We start from the raw sequence: 24,289 nt of genomic DNA, 5'->3' as shown, positions 1-24,289 counted from the left end.
AAACAGACGAACACTCAACGGCTACGTCGACTAACCCTGGGTGCCTTAGTAAGAAGAGCCTCAAATAAGCCGGCGGCAAAGACCAGCACCGTCAGACCGGGAAGCAGAATGGCTCCGGCTTTAAAACCCGCGCCGGTCAGGCGATATATGCCGGAAGTGAATTGACCAATGCTCTGTATCAGCCACAGTACACCCAGAACCAGCAGTAAGGCCGATAGCGTTAGGGCCGCCGGGCGGGCTAACCGCCGAGCCCCCCAACTAAGCAGCAAGGCCAGGCCAACCACAGCGGCTACGGTTGCCAGCGCACTGGGAAAGGTTTTCAGATAATCATACTTGTAGACAAACACACCAGCCCGGCCAATCAGGTTAGGGTGAGCCAGCAGCCAGCCGTCGAGAACGACGAGGACCAGCAAAAAGATAGAGAAAAATGGACTACGCATGAGTGACTGGATAAAACAGGTTCGGCCGGTGACGTCTGCCTTCAGGACATCACCGGCCGGACGCTGGCGCTAATATACGCGACAAAACTTAAGCGGCTACCTGCTGCTTCAGGTCATCGAACGAAATACTCATGTGCGACGCATCATATACGCACTTGCCATCCTGAATCAGCAACACCTGCGGAGATTGATGGTCTATGTCAAACTCGTCAGCAATTTTGTTCGACAGGGAACGATACGAAATCAAATCCAGGTAGTAGGGCTTGATCCCGGCCTCTTCTTTCCAGTTGCGTTCCATGCGGCTCAGGGCCATAGCGCTGATGGAGCAGCGCGTGCTGTGTTTGAAAATCATCACCGGCTGATCGGCCGATTCCTGCTTGATCGCTTCGAGTTGCGCTTCGCTGTTTAAGATATTCCAGTTCATATAATCTTGTACACACGTATCTATAGCCCTACAAGGGATTTCGGTCCGGAAAAGTTTCGCAAGCTGGTTAACGTATGGTTAAAGGCTCACCTGTACCCCGGAAGGCAATTCCGGCCGGCGGTGTACGGAAAGCCACAGAGTCACCTATTGACCTCCCCTCTGTATCCCAAAATGCAATTCCGGTCGTGTATGTGTAGCTTTGCCCCAAATTCAGCACTACCCCTTGTACGCTACATTCTATACTATTTCGATCCGGCTGTACCAATCCATCCTGAAAGCAGCCGCCCCCTTCCATCCGAAAGCCAGGCTGGCGGTGCAGGGCCGGCAGCAGCTTCTGGAGAAAATGAGGGTACAATTCCATAACAATCAGGCTCCTGTTGCCTGGTTTCATGCCGCTTCACTGGGTGAATTTGAACAGGGTCGGCCGGTGATCGAAGCTTTTCGGCGGCAATATCCGAATTTTAAAATTCTGCTGACCTTCTTCTCTCCCTCCGGCTACGAAATCCGTAAGAACTATGCCGGTGCCGACTACATTTTCTACCTGCCATTTGATACGCCCGAGAATGCAAAGCAGTTTGTGGAGCTGGCACAGCCGCAGATTGCTTTCTTTATCAAATACGAATTCTGGTATAACTACCTGCGCGAGCTACACAGACGCCATATTCCCACTATCGCCTTTTCGACCATTTTCCGGCCCAACCAGCTCTTTTTTAAACCCTATGGCGGCTTCTACCGTAACTTCCTAACGTACTTCCATCGCCTGCTGGTGCAAAATCAGGCGTCGGTTGACTTACTGGAATCCATTGGGGTGACCAACGTCACCCTGGCCGGCGACACCCGTTTCGACCGGGTAAAACAGGTGGCCGACGCAAAGAAAGACATACCCATTGCCCAGGCCTTTAAGGCAAACACGCCCCTGCTGGTTGTTGGCAGTGCCTGGCAGACGGATATGGCCGTGCTGATTCCGTTTCTAAACCAGTTTCCGCACCCGCTGAAGGTCATTATCGCTCCCCACGAAATTCACGACGACGAAATCGAACGCTGGCGACGGGAGTTGAGGCAGGCATCCATCCGCTTTTCAGAAACGCAGAAGCCAGAATTCAATCAATCCACCATTCCGTCATTCAACATTCTCTTCATCGACAACATCGGTATGCTCTCCTCTCTGTACCAGTACGGTGAGTTTGCGTACATTGGCGGTGCCTTCGGCAAAGGCCTGCACAACATCCTGGAAGCAGCAACCTTTGGCGTACCTTTGTTCTTCGGACCGAACTACGGCAAGTTTCAGGAGGCTATAGACCTGTCGCAGGCCGGAGCCGCTTTTCCGGTAACGAATACAGCCGAACTGGAAGCGGCCTTCACGCCACTTTATATCGACCCGGCGGCTTTGGCGAAGGCCGGTGAACTAAGCCGGCAGTATGTGGTCCGGAACATTGGCGCAACCGATACGGTTATGCAGGTGGTAAAGCAGCTATTTACCCAACCAACTAATCGCTAATTCACCCTTGCAAAACGGCTTAGTCATACGCTCTACGGGTTCCTGGTACGATGTCCGGAGCGAAACCGGTCATGTGTACCGCGCCCGGCTTAAAGGCAAATTTAAAATTCAGGGGTTGAAGGTGACCAACCCCATTGCGGTGGGCGACCGCGTCCTGTACGAGATTGAAGATGAAACGGAAAATACCGTTATTATCAGCGACATACAGCCTCGCGAAAACTACATCATCCGCCAGTCGGTACATAAAACGGCGCACGGTCATATTCTGGCGGCCAACATTGATCAGGCGGTGCTGATTGTCACACTCACGTTTCCGCGTACCTCGCTGGGCTTTATCGACCGCTTTCTGGTTACGGCCGAATCTTTCCGTATACCGGCTACGCTGGTTTTCAACAAATCGGATATTCTGAACAAGGAAGGGCTGGCGTATCAGCAGGAAATCATCAACCTCTATGAATCCATCGGCTATACCTGCCTGGCTACCTCGGCCACCGAAGGCGAAGGGGTGACACCATTCCGGCAACTGCTCGACCACAAGATTACGCTGCTGTCGGGCCACTCGGGCGTCGGCAAATCAACGCTGGTTAATGCGATTGCTCCCGATTTGAACCTCCGGACGAACGAGGTATCGACCTACGCCAACAAGGGCGTACACACTACCACGTTTGCCGAGATGTTCGAAATTGCCGAAAACACCTTCATCATCGACTCGCCAGGCATTAAAGAACTAGGCCTGGCCGATATGCAGAAAGAAGAAATCAGCCACTACTTCCCCGAAATGCGTAATCTCCTGAACGCCTGCCGCTTCCACAACTGCCTGCACATCAATGAACCCGGCTGCGCCGTTAAAGACGCCGTCGGTACAGGCGACATCGCCGAAAGCCGCTACTGGAGCTACCTCGGCATGGTGAGTGGAGAGGATAACCGGAGATAATGATGAACGATGAATGAAAACGGACGTCAGCTCATTCATCGTTCATCATTATACATTCATCGTTACTCAAATGCTTATCGCTGCCAGCAAATCGGCCTGGGTGATGATGTGGATTTCGTCGGTTTCGTCGCGAACGAGCAGAGCTTTGTTTTCGCGGTCGATGAGGGACGACAGCACATCGACGGTGTTATCGAGGCCGACAAATTTGAAGGGCTTGTCCATCACCTCACCTACGGGTACGTCTTTTATCGTTGGGTCATCAATCAGCTTGTTCAGAATAGCCGAATCGGTGAGACTGCCCACAATGTGGTTAGACTCGTCGGTAATCGGTATCTGGGAAATACCCTGCCGGTTCAGCACCTGAATGGCCTGACTAACGCTAACCCCCTTACCAATGGTTGTCAGCCCGGCTTTGTTGTTGCGTTTGTGGATGATGTCGCGGGCGGTAGCAAACTCACGGGACTCCAGGAAGCCGTGGTCTTTCATCCAGGTATCGTTATAAATTTTGGCCAGATACCGGGTGCCGTGGTCGGGCAGCAGAATCACCATCACATCATCCTCGCTGAGCTGCTCGCGGGCGTACTCCAGCGCCCCGTGAACGGCCGTACCGCACGACCAGCCGACAAACAGCCCCTCCTCCCGCGATAGTCGGCGCGACATAATGGCCGCGTCCTTATCCGTCACTTTGATGAACAGGTCAATCATGTCGAAATCGACATTCTTCGGCAGAATATCCTCGCCGATGCCTTCGGTCAGGTACGGATAAATTTCGCCTTCGTCAAAAATACCGGTTTCCTTGTACTTCTTGAAAACGGAGCCGTAGGTATCCAGACCGATGGTGATAACGTTGGGGTTACGTTCTTTCAGGTATTTGGCCGTGCCGCAGATGGTTCCCCCCGTACCCACGCCGGCCGCAAAATGCGTAATCTTACCATCCGTATCGCGCCAAACTTCCGGGCCGGTGGTATCGTAATGAGCGGCCGTGTTGGACAGGTTATCGTACTGGTTTGGATAGAGGGAATTAGGTATCTCCCGGTTCAGCCGCTTCGCAACGGAGTAGTACGAACGCGGGTCGTCCGGCTCCACGTTGGTCGGACAAACCACCACCTCGGCCCCTACCGCCCGCAAAATATCAATCTTCTCCTTCGACTGCTTATCGGCCATCGTAAAAATGCACTTGTAGCCCTTACCGATAGCGGCCAGCGCCAGACCGAAACCGGTGTTACCGCTTGTTCCTTCAATGATGGTGCCGCCGGGTTTAATAAGACCAGCCTTTTCGGCGTCCTCAATCATCCGGATGGCGATCCGGTCTTTCACCGACTGGCCGGGGTTGAAGTATTCCACTTTGGCCAGGATGGTGCCCTTGATGCCTTTTGTAACCTTATTGAGCTTGACTAAGGGCGTATCGCCTATGGTATCGATGATAGAATTGTAATACTTCATAGCTGTGGCGTGTTGTCTGTCTGTATAAATCTACAGACCTGTTGATGAAAATGTTTAAAACTTGCTGAACGACTTTCTAACTATTCGACGTCAATATTCTTTGATAGATGGTCACAAATACAACTTCTGGTGCAAAATGAGCCAGGTAATTATGCAGAAAAATTTTGTGGGCGTCGTCCTCGCCATAGTACCCGTATTTACAGTGCTTCATCGGGTACACCGCCTAAAAAGCCAATTGTCCAATACTCTCCCAATGCATCGGTGTAGTGTACAGGCGGTACGCCTAGCTCCCTATTTTTCTGATTAGCCGGTTCAATAATATCATGTTGAAGGTTCCTGACAAACGTAGCGCCTTCCTGGTCCTTGTCAAATACAAACACACTTTCCGGTGATTCGGCAAACTCATCCAGCAGCAGTGGGCTGTGCGTAGTCATAATAACTTGTATGTCTTTCTCTACTACCAAACGGCGGATGAACTCCATAATCTCGCGTATCCGGCGCGGGTGAATACCCTTCTCCGGCTCTTCCAATAACAGCAGTTTGGGAGGATTGGGTTGGTTGATGATGCAGAGGAGAGACAAAAAGTAAAGTACCCCTTCTGAAACTTCATCAGCCCAGTAACCAATATCACTTTTATCAAAAAATTGCAGACCGAGAAGACTCTGACCGTTTTCCTTTACAGGTGGAGTCGTAAAATAGGCTATCTCAGGAATGCACCGGGAGAGATCATTTTGAATCTTGTTAGAATATTTTTTGAACGTATTATCAATATAGAAATAGAAGGCGATCAAGTTATCGCAATTTGGAGACAACTCTACTTCATCAGCAGAAAACTTTGCGGTCTTTGTAAGCTTTGATGGGTCAGGCCTAAAAACCTTTGTTCTAATGACTTGACGGAACTCACGCTCAAAGCTTTCTACTAGGGAACTTTCCAATGAAATAACGTCACCATTCGCGCCTATTATAAATGGCTCAGCTTTATGACTGACTTGAGTAGTAAAGTTTTGAGCCACAATCTGTAGTTCAAAAATTAATTGATATAAAATTTCACCCAAGTCTTGGCTGTATCCCTCTAAAAGATTATTTGCGTTAGGCTTGTAATCGAATAGGTACCTGATATTCCTTCGTTCATGTTTGAAGGATACTTGCTCTAATGCTGCTATCGTTTGAGCTTTAAAGTCACTACTATCAAAATATTCCAACGCCTTCAGAAAATTACTTTTTCCGGAATTATTAGGCCCAATCAGCAGGTTCACCTTCTGCAAATTCAGGGTGACGTCTTTCAGGCTTTTAAAGTTCTGTATCGATACGCGCTTTAGCATAATCTTTTTTCCGTTTACTTTTCTCCCTACTCCTTTATCTCCTGACACAACTCCACCAACACCCCATTGGTCCCTTTCGGGTGCAGGAAGCAGACCAGCTTGTTGTCGGCTCCGCGCCTGGGGGTTTCGTTCAGCAGGGTGAAGCCTTCACCTTGCAGACGCTCCATCTCAGCGAGGATATCATCGACTTCAAAAGCGAGGTGATGGATGCCTTCGCCTTTTTTCTCGATGAATCTGGCAATGGGGCTGTCGGGATTAGTGGCTTCCAGTAGCTCGATTTTTGTCTGGTTTACCCTGAAAAACGAGGTGGTCACCCCTTCCGACTCAACAGCCTCAGACTTGTAGGGCGATACGTTCAACAGCTTCGTAAACAGCTCGTTGGAAGCGGCAATACTCTTAACGGCAATACCTATATGTTCGACGTTGGTCAGCATGGGTGATGAAGAATGAATACAATCAGGGAACAAAGGTCGTTATACCGAACTTTTCCCTTGGCACAAAAGTTAATATCTTAGCGTCGCTTGACAATGCAGAAGCGCTATTTTCAATCGACATCGTCATTTACCGGTTAAAAAGATATGGTTTCTGTTTCAGAAAAAGCAAAAGAAAAAATTGTTGAACTGCGCCAGAAGGAAGGGCTAAACGACAACTACTCCATTCGGGTAGCGGTACAGGGCGGGGGTTGCTCAGGCCTGATGTACGACCTGCAGTTCGACGCTACCGAACAACCCAACGACCATATCGTGGAAGACAAGGGGGTTCGGATTCTGGTCGATCGTAAAAGTTTATTATACCTGGCCGGCACCGAACTGGATTTCTCCGACGGGCTGAACGGGAAAGGGTTCCAGTTTAAGAACCCGAATGCCAGCCGCACCTGCGGCTGTGGCGAAAGCTTTGCTGTTTAACTGATTGGGCGTCCGCGTCCGGTCAGAATTTCTTGTAAGGTTGTGAAAAAGCACCGTTGGCTTCCAGGCGGTGCTTTTTTGTGACTTCCCTACGCCGTTACTGCCAACTGCTCCCGCACCTTTTTGGCTCCGGCCACCATGTTGATCAGTTTTTGCCGGGCAGCCCAGCGGGCGGTCTGGCTTAGCCCACAGTCGGGCGCTACAGCCAATTTTTCGGCAGGTACGTATTGCAGGCATCGCTGAATACGCTCCTGCACGTCGGCTACGGTTTCGATGTAGTAGTTCTTTACGTCGATTATGCCCACGGCCACATCCACCACCTGCGCAAACTCCGCCAGCAACTCAATCTCGGCAAATTCGCGGTTGGCCATTTCGATATGTACTTCATCGACGGTCAGGTCCAGAAAATCCGGCAACATGGGCTTAATACTTCGGTAACCCACCGGTCGGCCTTTGAAATTGCCAAAACACAGATGCGTCGACAGCCGGCACTTGCCCACCACGGGCGCCACCGTCCGGTTGAAAATATCGACAAAGCGCCGGGTATCCTCACGGTAGGCATAGCATGACATCGACGGTTCATCCACGGTAATTTCGGTGCAGCCGGCCGCCACCAGATCTTCCAGTTCCTGCCGGACAAACGGCAGCAACGCTTCCGTAATTGCGTATCGGTCTTTATAGCGTTCGTTCGGCAACATCCGGCCGCTGAGGGTATATGGCCCCGGCACCGAGGCCTTCAGCGTTGGTCCGGCCGGGGCCAGTTTCTTCAGGCGCTGGTATTCGTTCACCGCCCCTAAGCCCTTGGGGGCGGTCAGCTCGTCCACAATGGAGTGCTTACCCCGCTGGTCGTGGGCGGCCGGCCCAAACTTGCGGGTTTCGCTATGATTGGGTTGCAGGCCTTTGATGAAGCCGTAGAACGACAGATTAAAGTCGAGCCGGGTCTGCTCGCCATCGGTGATGACGTCGAGCCCGGCCGTAGTCTGGTCATGTACGGCCGCGACAACGGCATCGTCAATCATTTCCTCAACATCGGCCGGACCAAACTGGTCGAGGTGTTGGGTGGCAAACTCCAGCCAGCCGGGAAACGGATAACTCCCGACCACAGTGGTACGAATGGGTTTAGGTTGCATCAGGTATTGGTAGAGGTTAAATAAGCGTATTACAGGGTTAAAAAGGTTTCTTACCGACTACCTTTTTGACTACTTCTTTCAGCAGAACACCCAGCGAGAAGTTATGACTCACGGCATAGCGGAATTTTCCCGTATTAATTGTTTCAATGGGCTTGCCGTTTTCGCTGTGCTGCACAACCTGACCCGTGGCAATGTTGATGACATGCCGCAGATTCAGGTTGTTCGAGAACATATCGGAGAAGCGGGGCGAATAGTACATGCAGCCCTCAAAATAATAGTGCGTCACCTGCGACCAGCGCGTTACGTTACCACCCCGGATGGGTGTACCGCCATGCACCAGGTTTGACGACCAGATCAGGACATCCCCTTTTTTCATGTGAATCTCCTGCCGCTGGTACCCTTTAGCCTCCATAAATTCCTCCATAAAATCTTCGTATTCGGGGTATTCGGCGTAGTTTTCTTTCGCTTCCAGCCCCAGGTCAAAGTAATTGAATTCTTCCTGACGGTGCGAGCGGGGGTAGTAAAAGAGGGGACCATTATCGGCATGGGTATCTTCCTGCGCCACCCAGACCCCGCACATGAACCGGGCCGGAACGCTACTGAAATGGATGGTATCCGAGTGCGCCCGCTGCTGCGTACCAAACTTAAAATTCAGCGTCTGAAATGGAATGGGCTCACGCCCATACAGCATCCGTAACACATCGAGAATCTGCGGCTGGCTGGCTACTTCGGTCACCGTTTTATATTTTTTCCACAAGTCCTGGTGACGAACAGGCTCCTCATCGACATTAACCGGATACTCGTGCTGGATTTCCGCAAGCGTCCGGTCTATCAGCCTATGGTCAACAATTTGCTTGAGGAGCAGGTATCCTTCCTGGTGGTAATGAATCGCCTGATCGCGTTGTTCAGGGGTAATATTTTTTTGGGCTAAGAGGTCGAGGAAAAACGGAGATTCGACCCAAGGAAGGTTCATTCTGTGCGCTACTACGGAATTTTTCATAATAAAAAGGTGTATACTGTTTTTCTATAATTATCTATTTTACAATAGTTTATTGATGCTTTTGAAAGATAATAAAAAGACAAAAACGTATGAAAGAATAGTGTATAAAAGGTTAGAACCGTTTCGGTCAGTATGCTTAAACCTTTAATATTGCCCCTCACTAACCGACCAGCCGCCGTCGACGGTGAGTATCTGACCGGTTGCGTAGCGGGAGTAATCGGACATAAAATACACGGCTGCCCCGTCGAGATCATCGGGGGTGCCAATCCGCCCGCCGTCCAGCGGCTGCTTGGTACGGATAAACGCCAGGATTTCCTGGTCATTGGCGGCCCGCTGCGCCATCGGTGTTTCAACAAGCGCGGGCGCAATTACGTTGACCCGGATATTATCGGCTGCGTAATAGGCGGCAATGGATTTGGTAAATCCGAACACGGCCGATTTAGCGGCTGCGTAGGCGTGGGTCACAAAGTGCCGGGGCGAGGGCGAATACCCCAGCACCGAACTCATATTGAGAATTGTCCCCCCACTGCCCTGCTCCTGAAAAGCCCGGATAGCGGTCTGGTTAGACAACATCAGCGAGGTCAGGTTCATCGAAAAGGTTTCGTGCCAGCCCTCCAGCGTCAGCTCGTGCAGGGGGCCATCGCCGAACTTCCGGCCGCTGCCACCGGCAACGTGGTACAAGCCATCGAAACCATCAAAGAGCTGCCGGCACAAGTCAATAGCCCGCTGAGCCGTGCCTGGTTCAGCGGCATCGCCCGTCATAGCCAGACCGCCACCAGCCAGATACTGCTCGGCAGCCGCGCAGCTTTCCGGATTTCGCCCCACCACTACTACACGGGCACCTTCACGCACAAACGCCTGGGCCGCCGACAGGCCTATGCCCGTGGTGCCGCCGATGATAACAATTCGTTTATTGGTTAGCCAGGTCATAAGGAGAATGATGAATGATGAATGATCCGGGCCGCCGGGCGTAACGATGAATGAAAAGCTTGCGCCAGCCATTCATCGTTTATCATTTATCATTCATCGTTTTAAACTAGGTCCCGCTCCAGAATCCGCCCCGTTGCTTTGTCTTTCAGGATGAGCTTGTGGCGGCCGTCGTGGGTGATTTCTTCTTTGATAAGATAGTGACTTTCGTCATAGTCGACCAGGGTCGATTCCTGGGTCAGGCCTTCTTTACCGCGCCAGACAGGTAATTGTACCGGCTCCCACTGCTTAGTCTGCGCCGACCGATAGGCAGCATCGATCACGGCGTTGACCACGTAGCCGTCGTAGAACGTCTCGGCGGGTTCGCGCCCGGCTTCAGCGGCCTGGAACATGTCGGTAAACATATGGTTGTAGCCGAGGTCGTTCACTTCATCACCAACGGGGAACAGCCAGCCGGTAGCCGACTCCGCCTTTTCGGCCACGTAGTTGGCGCCCTTGCCGGTGGTAAACATCTCAAAACCCGTGCGCAGGAAGTTGTTGATCCAGATGGTACCTTCGGTGCCCATCACCTCATCGCGCAGGTCCATCCCGCCCCGGAATGTCCAGCTTACCTCAAACTGACCGATGGCGCCGTTCTCGTACTTCACCAGGGCAATGGCGTGATCTTCGGCGTCGATGGGCTTCACCTGCGTAGCCGCCCAGCACATCACCTCTACCGGCCTTACGTCTTTGCCGATGAAGTTGCGGGCAATCTCAATGCAGTGACAGCCCAGGTCAAGGATACAACCGCCACCGGCCTGCTCTTTATCCCAGAACCATTCGCTATGCGGGCCGGGGTGCGTCTCCCGCGACTTGGCCCATAATATCCGGCCTAAACCGCCACTGTTTACCGTTTGCATCGCCTTCAGGAACTTGGGCGTATAACAAAGGTCTTCCAGGTAGCCGGCAAAGATCCCGGCTTCTTCCACAGCCTGCATCATGCGGAGGGCTTCGTCGGCGTTGCGGCCGAGCGGTTTGGTGCAGACCACAGCTTTCTTATGTTTGGCAGACAGCATTACGGCCGCTTCGTGCAGGTTATTCGGCAAGGCAATGCAAACCATATCTACATCGGGATGGGCAATCACCTCCTCCATATCGGTGGAGAAGAACGAGCAGCCGTAATCGTCGGCAAACTTGCGGGCACTTTCTTCCCGACGGGCGTAAATAGCGACGACCCGGTCACGACTCCGCTGGCCGTGCAGCGAGTCGGCATAGAACCGGCCAATAAAGCCGGAGCCCAGCATAGCAATTCGTTGCATAGGTTGTTGAACAGGTATAGCGTTTGAGTGATTTGCGTAGTTTCGTGCCGCCAAAGATAGAAAGCCAGGCCAATAAACAGGACAATGGAGCGATTTTTTGACATAAATACCATATTCTTTACACTCTGGGACTACCCGATGAGCTATCTGGAATTTTTTGGGGTAGTTACGGGTGGGGTGGCTGTCTGGCTATCGTCACGGGCCAACATCTGGAGCTGGCCGCTGGGTATAATCAGCGTCACGTTGTTTTTCTTCCTGTTTTATCAGATTCAGCTTTATCCGGATATGTTTCTCCAGGTCTTTTTCTTCATCACCAACTTACAGGGCTGGTGGCGCTGGACACACCCTGCACCGGGCGAGGCCGACCAGCAGCAGGAGCTTCGCATTACCCGCCTGTCGAACCGGCACCTGTTCTATCTGCTGCTGGGTGGCGCTGCCGCTACGGCCGTGCTGGGCACCTTTGCCAGTAACCTGCACGCCTGGTTTCCGGTGCTGTTCAGCCGGCCCAGCGCGTTTCCATACCTCGACTCGTTTACGACCGTTATGAGTATTGTGGCTACCTTCATGATGATTCAGAAAAAGGTGGAATGCTGGTACGTCTGGCTGCTGGTCGACATTATTGCGACCTATATGTATTTTGTAAAGGGCGTAAAACTGGTTGGTATCGAATACTTTATTTTCTGCCTGATTGCTGTGTATGGAGCCTGGCACTGGACGGCCATTTACCGAAGTTACCGGCTAAACGATCAGGCCGGGGCCGTTCGATAAAAATAGGCCGGCTATTTACCGGTTATTTATGATGCAGGACATACGCAATATGAAATTTTTAATATATTAGCCACCAACGCATTGATTACCATTGCATTGTATTGATTCGGGTATATTTTTGTGTCACTAACCAAACATACCAACTCACTATGGCACTAGCCAAACAATATTTAAAGAGTAAACCTGTTTGCAAAGTCACCTTTACGTTACCTGCCGAAGTTGTTAATGGTGCCAAAACGGTTGCCGTTGTTGGTGAATTTAACGACTGGAGTACGGATGCGGCTGTTCTGAAGAAACAAAAAGATGGTTCTTATAAAACAACGCTTGAGTTACCGGCCGGTCAGGAGTTTCAGTTCCGTTACCTGATCGATGGTGAGAAATGGACCAACGAGCAGGAGGCCGATAAGTACGTAAAGAGCGGAGTATCCGACGAGGATAATTCAGTTGTTGTGCTGTAACGTATTGTCAAAAAGTTAATAAACAAAAAAGTCTCCGCACCAGCGGAGACTTTTTTGTTTATTCGTCGGTCCGGCGCTATACCGTGAACCCATCTGATTCAACATACGCCTGAATCAGGGCCATTTCGCCTTCTTTGCCGGGTTTGGCATTCCCGTGTTCCATGCCCCAGATAAATTCTTTGTTCTCGGCTTTGGCTTTCTGGTAGACGTGCTTAAACACGTTTTTGTAATTGATTTCACCCGTAGTCGGCTCTTTCCGGCCGGGGTTGTCCCCAATCTGAAAATAGCCGATCTCGTTCCAGCACCAGTTGATATGCGGAATGATGTGCCCTTCGTTCTTCTGCATATGGTACACATCAAACAGGATCTTGCAGGCGGGGCTATTTACGGCCCGGCAGATCTCGTAAGTCTGGTCGGAGGTGCGCAGAAACAGGTTGGGCGTATCGCTCAGCGGCTCCAGCACCATCACCAGGCCGTGCGGCTCCAGGATTTCGGCACCCCGGCGTAAGGCATCAATCACGTGGCCGGTCTGAATACCAATGGGCAGGTTTCGCTCAAAGTCGCCGGGCACCACGGTCATGTATTTGGCATTGCAGCGCTTGGCTGTTTCTACCGCCCGCCGGCAGCCGTTGAGGAAAATATCGACATACTCCGGCTTGCCGGCCGCCAGTGTATTCGCTCCGTTACCGCCTTTGTCGACCACAAACACACCCATTTTCATCCCCAGGCGGTTCAGCTCCTTGCCGATCTTCTCCTGCACCTCTACGGGGCGGCCCATCATGCCGTTGTCTTCAATAGCCATAAAACCCATATCGGCCATAAACCGGAGCTGATCGGTAAGGTCTTTGCCCGCGCTGTTCTCAAACATACCGAAATGCGGAGCGTAGAGCAGCTTAAAGGTATTCTTACCGGTCGGTATAGCCGTAGCCGTTTCCGTAACGCCGGCAGCGGCAGCACTCGCGCTGCCGGTCAGCGCAGCACCCGCTGCGCCTAACGTGGTTTTTACAAAGTCACGACGGTGTATCATAGTCAAGGGAGAAAGGCGAAATCCCGCTTCTCTTTTTATTTACGTTTTAAACTGGCTAAATATTCGACCAAATCGACCAGGTCCTGCGTGCTCATCGCTTCCTGGAGGCCGGTTGGCATCATGGAATTATCCATCTTTTTCATGGAGACTACGTCACCCATTTTGTAGTTAGACACTACCCCGCCGGGGAACTTCATTTGCAGGTCGGTTTCGGTTTTGCTGGAGATGATACCGGCCACCGTGCTGCCGTCTTTGAACTTCACTTCCCAGCCTTCGTAGCCGAAGCTGATGCCGGCGTCGGGGTGGATGATGGCCAGGTACTGCGCTTCTTTCGGCAGTTTGCTGCCAATCTCCGACAGCTTCGGCCCAAAGTCCATGCCATCGTTATTCACCTGATGACAAACCGCGCAACTTGTGCGGAATACCCCGACCCCCTTGGCTACATCGCCTTTCATGGCGAGCAGTTCCGGTATTGGCGGCAGAGATTTGCCCGCCGAGCCTTTCGGTTTATCCAGGTAGCCGGCGGCTTCGGTACGTATGCTTCTGCGCCAGGCATTGGATACCCCCTGCACCGCAGCGGCTTTGTAGTCACCCTTGATGTCGCCCGATTTCAGCAGGGCAATTACCAGATCTTCGCCGTTGCTGCTCCCGCCCAGGGCACGGGTTGCTTCCCGGCGCAGATTGGCGGGCCGTTTTTCATCGAGCGCGATGGTTTTCAGAATGTCCAGCGATTCGGTATTGCCCACCATCCGCAGGGCGTTGATCATGCCCACGGCGGTTTCAGCATCCGAGCCGTTGATTGTCTGCCATACCATCTGCGTTCCGCCCTGCTTCAGCAACTGACGGGCGGCATCGCGGCCCATACCGGTAGAGGCTTTGTCAATAGCCAGTTTGCGCAGCCGCTCGTTTTCGGTAGCGGGTTCGTAGCGGTTAATCAGCTCCATGTATTCGGGCGTGCCGTAGGTCTCATTCAGCAGCTTGCCCATTGCGGCCGTTGCGGCCGGCGACTGCTTCACAAACGCCGGGTCCAGGTGGCGCAGGACCAGTTTGGTGATGTCGGTTGAGCCGTTGCTGCTCTGAAGAATGCTCAGCAACGCGTTTGACTTCTCGGCGGCACCGGGGTTGAAATCGAAGGCGCGGAAATAGCGCAGGCGGCTGCTGAGGTCTTTGGAGGCATCGCCCGCCAGACTTGCCAGCAGGGGTACGGCTTCTTTGGTCCGTGCCCGCCAGACAATATCCCGGCCGGCATCGGTAGCCGTCGGACTAGCCCCCGCCCGTTTCAGCCAGGCCGTGTAGTAGCTATCCCACTGCCCATCGGCACCGATACCCAGGGCTTCCAGATACCAGCGGTCTTTGCCGTCGTGCTGAGCCGCCAGTTGCGCCCACAGGCCCGGCGCTTCCGGCGAGGTGTTCCGGCGCAGGGCCAGCGCACACTCCCGGCGTACCTGGACATCGGCCGTGCCGCCGTTGATTAACTGCTTCACGTACGGAATAATATCCAGTTTCTGTTCACGAGCGGCCCGGAGAGCGGTAATCTGCAAATCCGGGTTCGCATCTTTCAGCGCGGTTTCTATATACTTCTTACCGGTTTTGCCGTTCAGTTTGCTCAGCAGCCAGAGCGCCCGCGCTTTCATGCGGGGATTGGGTGACGTTTTATAGAAGTTTGCCAGGGCTTTTTCGGCTTTGGTACCCATATCGTGAAGCTTGTTCCAGGCGGCATAGCGAATAGCCATGTTGGGACTTTGCAGGGCATCAATAGCTCCTTCGGTGGTAGCCAGATCCACTTTCGGGATGCGATAGGGAGTATTGGGCGGAGCTACGCGGAAAACACGCCCCCGGTCCAGATCACCGGCCTGATGACCACCCACGCCCGGATCATACCAGTCAGACACCATCAGTGAGCCGTCGGGTGCCACGCACACATCCGACGGACGGAACCACTGATCGCGGACGCCTTCCAGAATCGGAACGATGGTGGCCGTGTATCCGGCTCCGCTTTTCTGCACCGGATAGGCCCGCACCACGTTCGGGCCGGCATCGCAGTGGATTACCTGGTTGCGGAACTGTTCGGGCAGCAGGGTACCTTCATACACGATGATGCCCGTGGGTGAGCCCGCCCCCGTCTGAACCAGGTTCGGCACCACACCCGGATCGTTCAGGTGCCAGTGCCGGCGCGGAATTTCGGGCTCTATGTTGGTGCGGTTGGCCTGCCAGCCGGCCCCGGTCATTTCGTCGGTGTAGCCGTAGTTGCCATGTTCCATCACATAGTTGATGCGTACACCCTTGTTACCGTCGTCGTCGTTGTCCGACTGCCACATGGTACCGTACGAATCCACAGCCACTTCGTAGTTGTTCCGGAAGTTATGGCCCAGCACCTCCATCTCGCTGCCGTCGGGGTTACAGCGGAAGACCATACCCTGCCGGTAATTTTTAGAATCGATTTCGCGGCCGGTCGTCCGGTCGAAAAGGGGCTTGCCGTCTTTATCCCGGATCTGTTTGCCGTCGTTGCCGAAGTTGAAGTACCACTTGCCGTCGGGGCCAAACACAAAGGCGTGCATGCCGTGGTCGTGCTGCTCTCCGCTGATGCCCGTAAACAGAATTTCTTTTTTGTCGGCCTTATCGTCGCCGTTTTCGTCGGTAAACACCCACACGTTTGGGCTGTCCGACACAATTACCTTATTACCCTGCACCCATATGCCTAGCGGAGCCTGCAATTCGGGGCCCTGGTAAAAGACCTTGCTGACATCGGCCTTGCCGTCGCCGTTCTGGTCTTCCAGAATCACGATGCGGTCGCCCTCTTTGTGTGTAGGATGGCCGGTAATAGCGGGCCGGTAGTTATAGGCTTCGCACACCCAGACACGCCCGCGGGCGTCCACATCGATATTGGTCGGGTTAGTCAGCATCGGTTCGGCGGCAAACAAGGTAGCCTCCAGACCCGGCGCTACGTTCAGCCCCGCCACGGCATACTTCGGATCATGTTTGTCATCGTCGCTGAGCTGCGCATACAGCGAGGTTAGGAACGCTGACGATGCCTGGTTAAGGTTGTGGTTTTGATAGGCGCCGATAAGCGCTCCGCCCACCAGCAGACCGGCCGTCGACAAGGCCAGGGCGCGTCGGGTCAGAAAACGTTGAGAGGCCAGGGGAAAGAAATGCATAAACAGTAACGGGGTTAGCGTATGGTATTATTACTCGTAAATTTATCAATTAATCAGCGATTATCCACATAAGACAGAAAAGGTTGGCTTTTACTTTCGGTATCCGGCGGCTTCGGGAGCTACCTCCGGGTAAGATCCGGCCCGGTGGTTTGTGTAGTATGTCTTTTTCAGGCATTTTTGGGCCGACATTCTCGCCAATCCTATGGAAATATTCCGCGTTATTACGTTACTGATTATCCTCACAGCCGCTTTTGCCTACGTCAACGTTCGCTTCCTGAAACTGCCCGACACCATCGGCCTGATGGTGGTTTCCCTGGTATTTTCCCTGGCTCTGATTTTTGCCTACCAGCTTGACCCCATCGATTTCGACGTGGCAGTGGAGTTTGTGACCCGGCTGGATTTCACCACCATTGTGCTCGACATTATGCTCAGCTTCCTGCTGTTTGCCGGTGCCTTACACACCAATTTTGACCTGCTGAAAGCCGAATGGCGCAGCATTACCCTCTTTGCCCTGATCGGCGTGGTGTTGTCTACCTTTCTGATCGCTAGTCTGTTATACGGGCTGCTGCTGGCGGTTGATTATCCACTTGGGTACATTTACTGTCTGCTGTTCGGGGCTCTGATCTCGCCTACCGATCCCATTGCCGTGCTGGGCATACTCACCAAAACGAACGTGCCCAAAAGCACCGAGATCAAAATTGTCGGCGAGTCGCTGTTCAACGATGGTGTGGGCGTGGTGATTTTTCTGACCATTCTGGAGATTGCCCGCCGGGGTGTCGAATCGGTTACGGCCGGGGAGATTGCGCTCCTGTTTGTGGAAGAGACCTTCGGCGGAATCCTGTTTGGGCTGGCGCTGGGGTATGGCATATTCCGGCTGTTGCATTCCATTGACCATTACCAGACAGAGATCATGATTACGCTGGCGGCCGTGATGGGCGGCTATCTGCTGGCCTCGTGGCTGCATGTATCGGGGCCGCTGGCTATTGTGGTGGCCGGTTTGTTTACCGGCGAGCGGGCTAAAGAAGCAGCCATGAGCGATATTACGGAAGAATACGTCGGGAAGTTCTGGGAGATTATCGACATTATTCTGAACGCCGTGCTGTTTGTGCTGATCGGTTTCCGTCTGCTGGCGCTGAGCTTCGAGTGGATTTATGTGGAGATCGGGCTGGCGGCTATCGTTATTGTGCTCGTTTGCCGGTATGTGGCTATCCGACTGCCGCTCCTGTTGTCGCGCCGGTGGATATACTCCGAACGGCGCGACCTGCTGATGCTCACCTGGGGCGGCCTGCGGGGCGGCTTATCCATCGCCATGGCGCTGTCGATACCGGAATCATTTGCGGCTAAAGACCTCATCGTGTTTACCACCTACACGGTCGTGCTGTTCTCCATCATTGTGCAGGGGCTGAGCCTGGAGCGGGTTGCTAAACGGATCTACCGGACAACACCTGAAACTAAGTAACTGTAAAGCAGCGGTTTTTGTCCGACTCCGGACACCTGCTTTAGGGCTGTTGCCGACCGTTTACTCAACCGTCCCGGCTTTCTGCCACTTATATGACAGAAACAACCGCTTGAGTAGTAGGCAATGCATAGTAGCGGATCTGTCTGCTATCTTTGAGGCATCAATCAGCAACAAGTCTGATTAACCACACAACAGAAACAATAACACACTATCCACACAAGACCATGAAAACGCTTATCAAAACACTGGTGCTGGCGCTGACGCTGAGCGCTGTTTCGCAGGTAGCTTCGGCTAACCCGGCGGGCGAGAAGAAAACCGCCACTTCTTACAAGGCTGCCATTTTCCCGGCGGCTAACGCTACCACCCTGAACGTCATCGTTGAAAAAGAGATGGGGTATCGCGTACAGATTTCCGTAAAAAACGCCCTTGGTACAGTGCTGCATACAGAATACCTGACCAAGAAAGAAGGCAAGTTCTGGAGCAAGCTGAATTTGGCTGAACTGCCCAACGGCACCTACCGCGTAGAGGTATCCAACGGTGCCGAAACAACAGCTAAAGAGTTCACGATCTCCAGTATTGCACCGGCTACCGTGAGCCGCACCATCGCGCTGCACTAAGCCCCTGCAGTATCGCCCCCTAAAAAGACAACCCCGGCAGATGCCGGGGTTGTCTTTTTATTTCACCCATTGGCAAAACCCGGCCCATTTCAGGTCCGGCCAGATTTTTTTAAGTTTACGGTAAAGCTTTCCCTGACTCGTTCACTAACCTGCCGTCCCGAAACAACCATGAGGTAGGTTACCCTGTTGGTACTCTGTCTTTTGTCAACCAGCCGTTGCCCAGCGCCTGCCCAAACCAGCCTTTGCCCTTCAGCACGACAAGGTGGAGGTGTACGACTACGCCGAAGCAACGCTGCGCCTGCCGGCCTTTCGCTCCGGCAATCCATTTACAGACCAACCCCTTACCGGCACGTTCCGGCACGAATCCGGTGAGTCGGTGCAGGTAGATGGTTTTTGCGACGCACCGGATGGTTTGCTGCACCGAATACGGTTTATGCCGGCCCGGCACCTACCAGTTCACCATCCGGGGCAGTACAGCGGAAAGCCGATCATGTGGGACGTCACCAACGATCGGGTGGTTGACATCTTGGACCGGGCAAAGCCGTCCGTTGCCCAACTTTCCAGGCGGTATGTGGTTAGGGCCGCAGAATCTTGGCTCAGATAAAGCAGGAGTGCTGCAGCGAAAGTAAAGTTACTGCTTATCTTAGCCGCCACATAACAACCGGTCCCCGGCCGAAGACAACTCAGATAACACCCGTATGAATGTATTGAACTGGCAACTTACCGGCCGCAGGGCCCTGGTCACCGGCGGCACCAAAGGCATCGGCGAAGCCATCGTAAAAACCCTGCTGGACCGGGGCTGCGAGGTCTTCATCGTTGCCCGTAACGCCGACCTGCTGCAACAGCAGGTGGCGGCTTACCAGGCAGACGGCTGCCCGGTAGAGGGTCTGGTGGCCGATGTAAGCCGGCCCGGCATGGCCCGGCAGGTGATCGACGCTGTGCAGCAGCAGTGGGGCCGCCTGGATATTTTGATCAACAATGCCGGCACCAACATCCGCCGGCCAACCGTCGACTACAGCCCCGACGAGTTCGAGCATATTCTTAACACCAACCTGCGTTCGGCGTTTGAACTCAGCCAGGCCGCCTACCCGCTGCTGAAAGTCTCCGGCCACGGCAGCATCGTGTTTGTCTCTTCAGTTGCGGGCCTGACACATGTCGGCAGCGGGTCGCCCTACGGCGTGTCAAAAGCGGCCCTGAACCAGTTGACCCGCAACCTGGCGGTCGAATGGGCGGCCGATAACATCCGGGTCAATGCGGTAGCGCCCTGGTACATCCGCACCCCGCTGGCCGAGCCGGTGCTTACCAATCCGGAGCGGCTGGAGGGGATTCTGCGCCGGACACCCATGAAGCGCGTGGGCGAACCCGACGAAGTGGCTTCGGCCGCCGTGTTCTTCTGCCTGCCGGCCGCCGGCTACATCACCGGTCAGACGCTGGCGGTGGATGGTGGTTTTATGGCGTATGGGCTATAAACATGCCGGATTACCCTGATATACCAACGGCTACCTCCTCCGCTTTGCCGGCTCCGGTTAGTACCTGCAGCAAGTCCGGCACGTTCACGACGGCAAAACTGCTGGCGTAGTCGGCCATGGCGTAGGGAATAATCAGGTTGTCGTGGTGAATGAGGCCCCCGCAGCTATACACCACATTAGGTACGTAGCCTTCCCGCTCGTTTTCATCGGGGCTCAGCAGGGGCTCTTTCAGCCGGCCAATTACTTTAGACGGATCCTCCAGGTCGAGCAGCACCGCCCCGATGGAGTATTTACGCATGGCCCCGACGCCGTGGGTGAGCACCAGCCAGCCGGATTCGGTTTCGATGGGCGATCCGCAATTGCCCAGCTGCACGTATTCCCAGTGATAGGTAGGCTTCACGATCAGTTCTTTGGCTTGCCAGAAGTACAGATCGTCGGAATACATCAGGTAGATATTCTCACCATCCTGCCGCGACAGCATGGCGTACCGGCCGTTGATCTTTCGGGGAAACAGCGCCATGCCCTTGTTCTGCACCTCGGCCCCGTTGAGCGTACTAATCCTGAAGTGAATAAAATCGGTGGTGGCCAGCAACTGCGGGAACGTAACCCGGCCGTTATAGGCGGTATAGGTGGCGTAGTAGGTCACCTCGCCATTGTCATCCGTAAACTGCACAAAGCGGGCGTCTTCAATACCATTGGTTTCGTTGGGCGAGGTCGGAAAAATGCAGCGCTCGTCCAGGCTCTCGTCGTTATCGAAATGCAGTTCGTAATTGGAACGGGCCAGCGCCAGAATACCACCGGCAATAGTTTCGTACTCGGCATTATAGCGATACTGCGAGGTAATGCGTTTGACGGTAGCCTCCAGTTCCTGCTGGGTAAACTCCTCGCCCAAGCCGAACATCATCTTCTCGGTAATGCTGTTGGACAGGCGGAGTTCGTACAGCTTTCGCTCGAACGACCCCCGGTAGAAGATCGGATTGGGCATGATATCCGGCGAGGTAACGTACCGCGACGGCTTCCGCAGAATAATCTTACTGTCCTGATCGATATAGCCCATCCGGAAAGAGATCGACGAAATATGCCCCTCACCCGTGGCCCGCAGGCTCAGAATAAAGCGTTTGAAACCGGGCGGCACATTCGACTGATCGGGATGCCAGACCATAGATGGGTTAAACAGGGCCGCCGACTCCAGGGAATACTCCATCGTGAAGTAAGCCCCCAGCAGCAGCATCCGCTCCGGGCTCAGCACCTCATCGGTCAGCAGGTGCGGGCGCATCTGGTCAAAGCGATTTAGTAAATACCGCTCCAGTTTATGGTGGCGGCTGCCGAATTCGCGAACCACTTCAATTAATTTCTGCGCTACTTCGCCTTCCGTCATGGCGTTGACCCTGGCAATGATCTTCAGGGTTCGCATGGTATTGCCCAAATCGAAGGGACGGAATAAAACACGGGTTGGGTCTGGCCGGAGCACAATGCCGGTTCGGGTTGCTCTGATACTCATCTACCTAAACGATATGGATTTACCTGCCGGATTCAGTGATGGCATTTACGTTCGATTACCTACAGTAACTAGCCGGGAAAGAATCCGGTTGTGGATTGCTATAAAAAACTATTTTGCCCCTCCTGTATGTAACGTACCTCTACAGGATATTCGACGAGAGCTGGGACGTTCCTGCCAACTGCTTCCGGACGAGGTGTAACTCCGTCAGCGCCAGCAGGTAAGAGAGCGTTGATTCGGCACCTTGATTTTTGTTTACCCGGTCGATGTGCAGACCGTCGCGGCACCCGCCCGTCTGCGGATCGAACAACGACTGCCTAAGAGCATTCTGCCCGACAAACCAGTTGAAAACGCTGGCTGCTTTCCGGTACCAGTCTTCGTCGCCGGTCAGTTCATAGGCAGCCAGGCAGGCTGAGACGGTGCTGTAGGCTTCAATTGGCTGCTGATCGTAATAAGCCCGGTCCTCCCCTTTCCGGTAAAAACCCTGGCAGCCTATAGGCTGGAAGTAGCCGGTTTCAGCCGTTTGCAGCGCCATCAGCCACCGCAGCGAGGTCAGCCCCGCTTCAATCATCGCCTGATTTTCGGACAGCAGCAGGGCATGCGGCAATTTGGCATTGTCGTACGACAGGATCTCCTCAAACCACGGCCATTCTTCCGTAGCGGTTACGGTAAAGATATGCATCAGGTTGTCAAGCAGTTGCTGCTGAATGGTTTTGACCAGCCGGTCGTTGCTGAACCGCTTCCGGTACTCGCTGATGCCCAGCAGCACAAAAGCCCAGGCCCTGGGCGAGGTCATAACCGCCGTATGGGGAAGCACGTTTTCCAGCAGGCCCATAGCCCAGGTAATCAGGTTCTGATCCCGGCTCCGCCCAATGCAGGTACCCAGCGCCCAGATGGCCCGCCCGGTGCTGTCTTCGGAGCCAATGTCTTCGAGCCAGCGCCGGTCGTAGCCCATGAAATTACGAAACTGACGGTGCGCCGGTGAGTAGGCATGATTCAGAAAAGCGGCATATGTATCCGTCAGGCCGGAGAGGTTGCGATCGGCAGAATGACCGGTATCGAGCATCAGCGTCAGCACCAGCGCCCGCGCATTGTCGTCGGTGCAGTAGCCTTCTTCATAATGGGGCAGGTGAAAGCGGGCATGCTGGGCAATACCGGTATCGTCGGTCAGGCGAAACAGATGATCGGTGCAAACAGCCGGCAGACTGAACCAATCCTGATTTGCGGCTTCCGGAGGGGCCTCGGGCCGGCTAACCCGCAGGTGCGCCTGCGAAAAAGCATCGGCATACCGCCGGATGACCCGTTCCCAAATCATATCGCGGCCCATCATATACCCTTTTTTGCGCATGGTATGGCGCAGATTCTCATCCCGAAGCAGGTTTAGAATACTGTCGGCAATTGCCTCCGAACTCCCAAAGGGAACCAAAACGCCCCGGCCTTCGCTCAGCAGTTCTTCGGCATGCCAGTAAGGCGTAGACACTACGGCCTTGCCGCAGCCAAAGGCGTAGGATAAGGTGCCGGAAGTGATCTGCGCCGGATTCAGGTACGGCGTAATGTATATATCGGCGGCACCGAGGTATTCGAGCAGGTCGGGGAGGTCGACAAACCGGTTGTTAAACTGCACATGCCCGGCCACTCCGCATTCGTCCGCCAGTTTTTGTAAGCTCTCGCGGTATGTTTCACCCTGATCGCGCACCAGGTTCGGGTGCGTGGCACCCAGCACCATATACACTACGTCTGGAAACTGCTCCACAATCCGGGGCAGCGCCCGGATCACGTTTTCGATGCCTTTATTGGGCGACAGCAGCCCGAATGTCAGCAGCATCTGCCTGCCTTCCATGCCGAAATGATCTTTGTAAAAATGCGGATCAACAAAGGGCATATCCGGGATACCATGCGGAATCAGATCTATTTTCTCTTCCGGAATGTCGTAAATCGTCAGCAAAAACTCTTTGCCCTTCTCCGACATGCAGACCACGCGGGCCGACAGGTCGGCAATGTTCCGCAGTACCTCCAACTGGTACTGATCGGGATTTTTCAGGATGGTATGAAAGGTAGTTACCACCGGGGCCGTCAGGTTTTCCAACAGCCTCAAGATATACGTACCAGCCGGTCCGCCGAAGATTCCGTATTCGTGCTGGAGGCAGACCACCTCCACGTTCTTGGTGTTCAGAAACTCGGCTGCCTTTTCGTAAGACTCCTGGCAGTGCTGGTAAAATTCGTACCGCACTTCATCGGGATACGTATAGCCTCCGGGGGTATCGTTGACCGACACGACAATGGGGTTAGCCTCCGGAATAAAATGGCGGTAAGACTGGTAGAGATCGGCCGTGAAGGTGGCAATGCCGCATTGCCGGGGGAGGTAGTCGCCAATAAAAGCAACGTTTTTTGGGTGGTGAATACCCAATGGGTTTATATTTTCAGCATTCATAGCGTTGATAGGCAATCTCTTTTATAGTAACGTATATAACTATTTCCAGACACGGCCGTTACTTTCTTTAAGCACCAAACAGCAGC

Annotated in this window: 22 protein-coding genes; 9 read left to right on the top strand and 13 right to left on the bottom strand. The window is 53.7% G+C overall.

Annotated elements, in window-relative coordinates; genetic code table 11:
• Nucleotides 1-14: 14 nt before the first annotated feature.
• Together ABD931_RS12885 and ytxJ are read right to left on the bottom strand one after the other, a co-directional pair.
• Complete coding sequence (locus tag ABD931_RS12885) at nt 15-440, bottom strand: hypothetical protein (protein WP_345267692.1); 426 nt, start codon at nt 438-440, stop codon at nt 15-17.
• Between the two features lie 88 nt (nt 441-528).
• Complete coding sequence (ytxJ, locus tag ABD931_RS12880; RefSeq protein ID WP_345267690.1) at nt 529-864, bottom strand: bacillithiol system redox-active protein YtxJ; 336 nt, start codon at nt 862-864, stop codon at nt 529-531.
• Between the two features lie 223 nt (nt 865-1,087).
• Between ytxJ and ABD931_RS12875 the strand changes: the two genes are divergently transcribed.
• Complete coding sequence (locus ABD931_RS12875) at nt 1,088-2,362, top strand: 3-deoxy-D-manno-octulosonic acid transferase (RefSeq protein WP_345267689.1); 1,275 nt, start codon at nt 1,088-1,090, stop codon at nt 2,360-2,362.
• Nucleotides 2,363-2,369: 7 nt separating this feature from the next.
• A complete protein-coding gene (gene rsgA, locus ABD931_RS12870; RefSeq protein WP_345267687.1) occupies nt 2,370-3,296 on the top strand; it encodes a ribosome small subunit-dependent GTPase A in 927 nt (308 codons plus the stop codon).
• Between the two features lie 66 nt (nt 3,297-3,362).
• On the opposite strand, the gene ABD931_RS12865 is transcribed toward rsgA, so the two are convergent.
• From ABD931_RS12865 to mce, 3 genes are all read right to left on the bottom strand, one after another.
• A complete protein-coding gene (locus tag ABD931_RS12865) occupies nt 3,363-4,739 on the bottom strand; it encodes a cystathionine beta-synthase (protein ID WP_345267685.1) in 1,377 nt (458 codons plus the stop codon).
• Between the two features lie 197 nt (nt 4,740-4,936).
• Nucleotides 4,937-6,061, bottom strand: coding sequence for an AAA family ATPase (locus ABD931_RS12860; protein ID WP_345267683.1), 1,125 nt, complete (start codon nt 6,059-6,061; stop codon nt 4,937-4,939).
• A 26-nt stretch (nt 6,062-6,087) separates the two neighbouring features.
• Nucleotides 6,088-6,495, bottom strand: coding sequence for a methylmalonyl-CoA epimerase (mce, locus tag ABD931_RS12855; RefSeq protein WP_345267681.1), 408 nt, complete (start codon nt 6,493-6,495; stop codon nt 6,088-6,090).
• A gap of 144 nt (nt 6,496-6,639) precedes the next feature.
• Here mce and ABD931_RS12850 point away from each other — a divergent pair, with 144 nt between their 5' ends.
• Nucleotides 6,640-6,966, top strand: a complete 327-nt coding sequence (locus ABD931_RS12850) for a HesB/IscA family protein (protein ID WP_345267679.1) — start codon at nt 6,640-6,642, stop codon at nt 6,964-6,966.
• Nucleotides 6,967-7,055: 89 nt separating this feature from the next.
• On the opposite strand, the gene ABD931_RS12845 is transcribed toward ABD931_RS12850, so the two are convergent.
• The 4 genes from ABD931_RS12845 to ABD931_RS12830 all read right to left on the bottom strand — a co-directional run bounded on the left by ABD931_RS12845 (nt 7,056) and on the right by ABD931_RS12830 (nt 11,321).
• Nucleotides 7,056-8,096: a methionine synthase gene (locus tag ABD931_RS12845; protein WP_345267677.1), complete on the bottom strand. Its 1,041-nt coding sequence runs from the start codon at nt 8,094-8,096 to the stop codon at nt 7,056-7,058.
• Between the two features lie 37 nt (nt 8,097-8,133).
• Nucleotides 8,134-9,069, bottom strand: a complete 936-nt coding sequence (locus ABD931_RS12840) for a phytanoyl-CoA dioxygenase family protein (RefSeq protein ID WP_345267675.1) — start codon at nt 9,067-9,069, stop codon at nt 8,134-8,136.
• A gap of 171 nt (nt 9,070-9,240) precedes the next feature.
• Nucleotides 9,241-10,026, bottom strand: coding sequence for an SDR family NAD(P)-dependent oxidoreductase (locus tag ABD931_RS12835; RefSeq protein WP_345267673.1), 786 nt, complete (start codon nt 10,024-10,026; stop codon nt 9,241-9,243).
• A gap of 101 nt (nt 10,027-10,127) precedes the next feature.
• Nucleotides 10,128-11,321, bottom strand: coding sequence for a Gfo/Idh/MocA family protein (locus tag ABD931_RS12830; protein ID WP_345267671.1), 1,194 nt, complete (start codon nt 11,319-11,321; stop codon nt 10,128-10,130).
• 84 nt (nt 11,322-11,405) lie between these two features.
• Between ABD931_RS12830 and pnuC the strand changes: the two genes are divergently transcribed.
• Together pnuC and ABD931_RS12820 are read left to right on the top strand one after the other, a co-directional pair.
• Nucleotides 11,406-12,089, top strand: a complete 684-nt coding sequence (gene pnuC, locus ABD931_RS12825) for a nicotinamide riboside transporter PnuC (RefSeq protein WP_345267669.1) — start codon at nt 11,406-11,408, stop codon at nt 12,087-12,089.
• 149 nt (nt 12,090-12,238) lie between these two features.
• Complete coding sequence (locus ABD931_RS12820; RefSeq protein WP_345267667.1) at nt 12,239-12,547, top strand: isoamylase early set domain-containing protein; 309 nt, start codon at nt 12,239-12,241, stop codon at nt 12,545-12,547.
• Nucleotides 12,548-12,623: 76 nt separating this feature from the next.
• Here the strand turns inward: ABD931_RS12820 and ABD931_RS12815 are convergent, their stop codons facing one another.
• Both ABD931_RS12815 and ABD931_RS12810 read right to left on the bottom strand, forming a co-directional pair.
• On the bottom strand, nt 12,624-13,571 hold the full coding sequence (locus ABD931_RS12815; RefSeq protein WP_345268011.1) for a hydroxypyruvate isomerase family protein: 948 nt from the start codon (nt 13,569-13,571) through the stop codon (nt 12,624-12,626).
• 38 nt (nt 13,572-13,609) lie between these two features.
• Nucleotides 13,610-16,729, bottom strand: a complete 3,120-nt coding sequence (locus ABD931_RS12810; RefSeq protein WP_345267665.1) for a PVC-type heme-binding CxxCH protein — start codon at nt 16,727-16,729, stop codon at nt 13,610-13,612.
• A gap of 202 nt (nt 16,730-16,931) precedes the next feature.
• Between ABD931_RS12810 and ABD931_RS12805 the strand changes: the two genes are divergently transcribed.
• From ABD931_RS12805 to ABD931_RS12790, 4 genes are all read left to right on the top strand, one after another.
• Nucleotides 16,932-18,188 carry a cation:proton antiporter gene (locus ABD931_RS12805; RefSeq protein WP_345267663.1) on the top strand — a complete coding sequence of 419 codons (1,257 nt, stop codon included), beginning with the start codon at nt 16,932-16,934 and terminating at the stop codon, nt 18,186-18,188.
• A gap of 224 nt (nt 18,189-18,412) precedes the next feature.
• Nucleotides 18,413-18,805 (top strand): T9SS type A sorting domain-containing protein, encoded by a 393-nt coding sequence (locus ABD931_RS12800; protein WP_345267661.1) that lies wholly within the window; start codon nt 18,413-18,415, stop codon nt 18,803-18,805.
• Between the two features lie 262 nt (nt 18,806-19,067).
• On the top strand, nt 19,068-19,409 hold the full coding sequence (locus ABD931_RS12795; RefSeq protein WP_345267659.1) for a DUF5060 domain-containing protein: 342 nt from the start codon (nt 19,068-19,070) through the stop codon (nt 19,407-19,409).
• 94 nt (nt 19,410-19,503) lie between these two features.
• Nucleotides 19,504-20,274 carry an SDR family oxidoreductase gene (locus tag ABD931_RS12790; RefSeq protein ID WP_345267657.1) on the top strand — a complete coding sequence of 257 codons (771 nt, stop codon included), beginning with the start codon at nt 19,504-19,506 and terminating at the stop codon, nt 20,272-20,274.
• 10 nt (nt 20,275-20,284) lie between these two features.
• Here the strand turns inward: ABD931_RS12790 and ABD931_RS12785 are convergent, their stop codons facing one another.
• Both ABD931_RS12785 and ABD931_RS12780 read right to left on the bottom strand, forming a co-directional pair.
• Nucleotides 20,285-21,775, bottom strand: coding sequence for a glycoside hydrolase family 130 protein (locus ABD931_RS12785; protein WP_345267655.1), 1,491 nt, complete (start codon nt 21,773-21,775; stop codon nt 20,285-20,287).
• Between the two features lie 139 nt (nt 21,776-21,914).
• Nucleotides 21,915-24,203, bottom strand: a complete 2,289-nt coding sequence (locus tag ABD931_RS12780) for a glycosyltransferase family 4 protein (RefSeq protein ID WP_345267653.1) — start codon at nt 24,201-24,203, stop codon at nt 21,915-21,917.
• Nucleotides 24,204-24,289: the final 86 nt, after the last annotated feature.

It is taken from the genome of Nibrella viscosa (assembly GCF_039541875.1).
Classification (GTDB): domain Bacteria; phylum Bacteroidota; class Bacteroidia; order Cytophagales; family Spirosomataceae; genus Nibrella; species Nibrella viscosa.
This window is presented reverse-complemented; position numbering and strand designations above follow the sequence as displayed.

Bases quoted from the DNA above. Each gene is read 5' to 3' on its own strand.
- ABD931_RS12885 (WP_345267692.1), bottom strand. From the start codon at position 440: ATGCGTAGTCCATTTTTCTCTATCTTTTTGCTGGTCCTCGTCGTTCTC.
- ytxJ (WP_345267690.1), bottom strand. From the start codon at position 864: ATGAACTGGAATATCTTAAACAGCGAAGCGCAACTCGAAGCGATCAAG.
- ABD931_RS12865 (WP_345267685.1), bottom strand. From the start codon at position 4,739: ATGAAGTATTACAATTCTATCATCGATACCATAGGCGATACGCCCTTA.
- ABD931_RS12860 (WP_345267683.1), bottom strand. From the start codon at position 6,061: ATGCTAAAGCGCGTATCGATACAGAACTTTAAAAGCCTGAAAGACGTC.
- mce (WP_345267681.1), bottom strand. From the start codon at position 6,495: ATGCTGACCAACGTCGAACATATAGGTATTGCCGTTAAGAGTATTGCC.
- ABD931_RS12850 (WP_345267679.1), top strand. From the start codon at position 6,640: ATGGTTTCTGTTTCAGAAAAAGCAAAAGAAAAAATTGTTGAACTGCGC.
- ABD931_RS12845 (WP_345267677.1), bottom strand. From the start codon at position 8,096: ATGCAACCTAAACCCATTCGTACCACTGTGGTCGGGAGTTATCCGTTT.
- ABD931_RS12840 (WP_345267675.1), bottom strand. From the start codon at position 9,069: ATGAACCTTCCTTGGGTCGAATCTCCGTTTTTCCTCGACCTCTTAGCC.
- ABD931_RS12835 (WP_345267673.1), bottom strand. From the start codon at position 10,026: ATGACCTGGCTAACCAATAAACGAATTGTTATCATCGGCGGCACCACG.
- ABD931_RS12830 (WP_345267671.1), bottom strand. From the start codon at position 11,321: ATGCAACGAATTGCTATGCTGGGCTCCGGCTTTATTGGCCGGTTCTAT.
- pnuC (WP_345267669.1), top strand. From the start codon at position 11,406: ATGGAGCGATTTTTTGACATAAATACCATATTCTTTACACTCTGGGAC.
- ABD931_RS12820 (WP_345267667.1), top strand. From the start codon at position 12,239: ATGGCACTAGCCAAACAATATTTAAAGAGTAAACCTGTTTGCAAAGTC.
- ABD931_RS12810 (WP_345267665.1), bottom strand. From the start codon at position 16,729: ATGCATTTCTTTCCCCTGGCCTCTCAACGTTTTCTGACCCGACGCGCC.
- ABD931_RS12805 (WP_345267663.1), top strand. From the start codon at position 16,932: ATGGAAATATTCCGCGTTATTACGTTACTGATTATCCTCACAGCCGCT.
- ABD931_RS12800 (WP_345267661.1), top strand. From the start codon at position 18,413: ATGAAAACGCTTATCAAAACACTGGTGCTGGCGCTGACGCTGAGCGCT.
- ABD931_RS12790 (WP_345267657.1), top strand. From the start codon at position 19,504: ATGAATGTATTGAACTGGCAACTTACCGGCCGCAGGGCCCTGGTCACC.
- ABD931_RS12785 (WP_345267655.1), bottom strand. From the start codon at position 21,775: ATGAGTATCAGAGCAACCCGAACCGGCATTGTGCTCCGGCCAGACCCA.
- ABD931_RS12780 (WP_345267653.1), bottom strand. From the start codon at position 24,203: ATGAATGCTGAAAATATAAACCCATTGGGTATTCACCACCCAAAAAAC.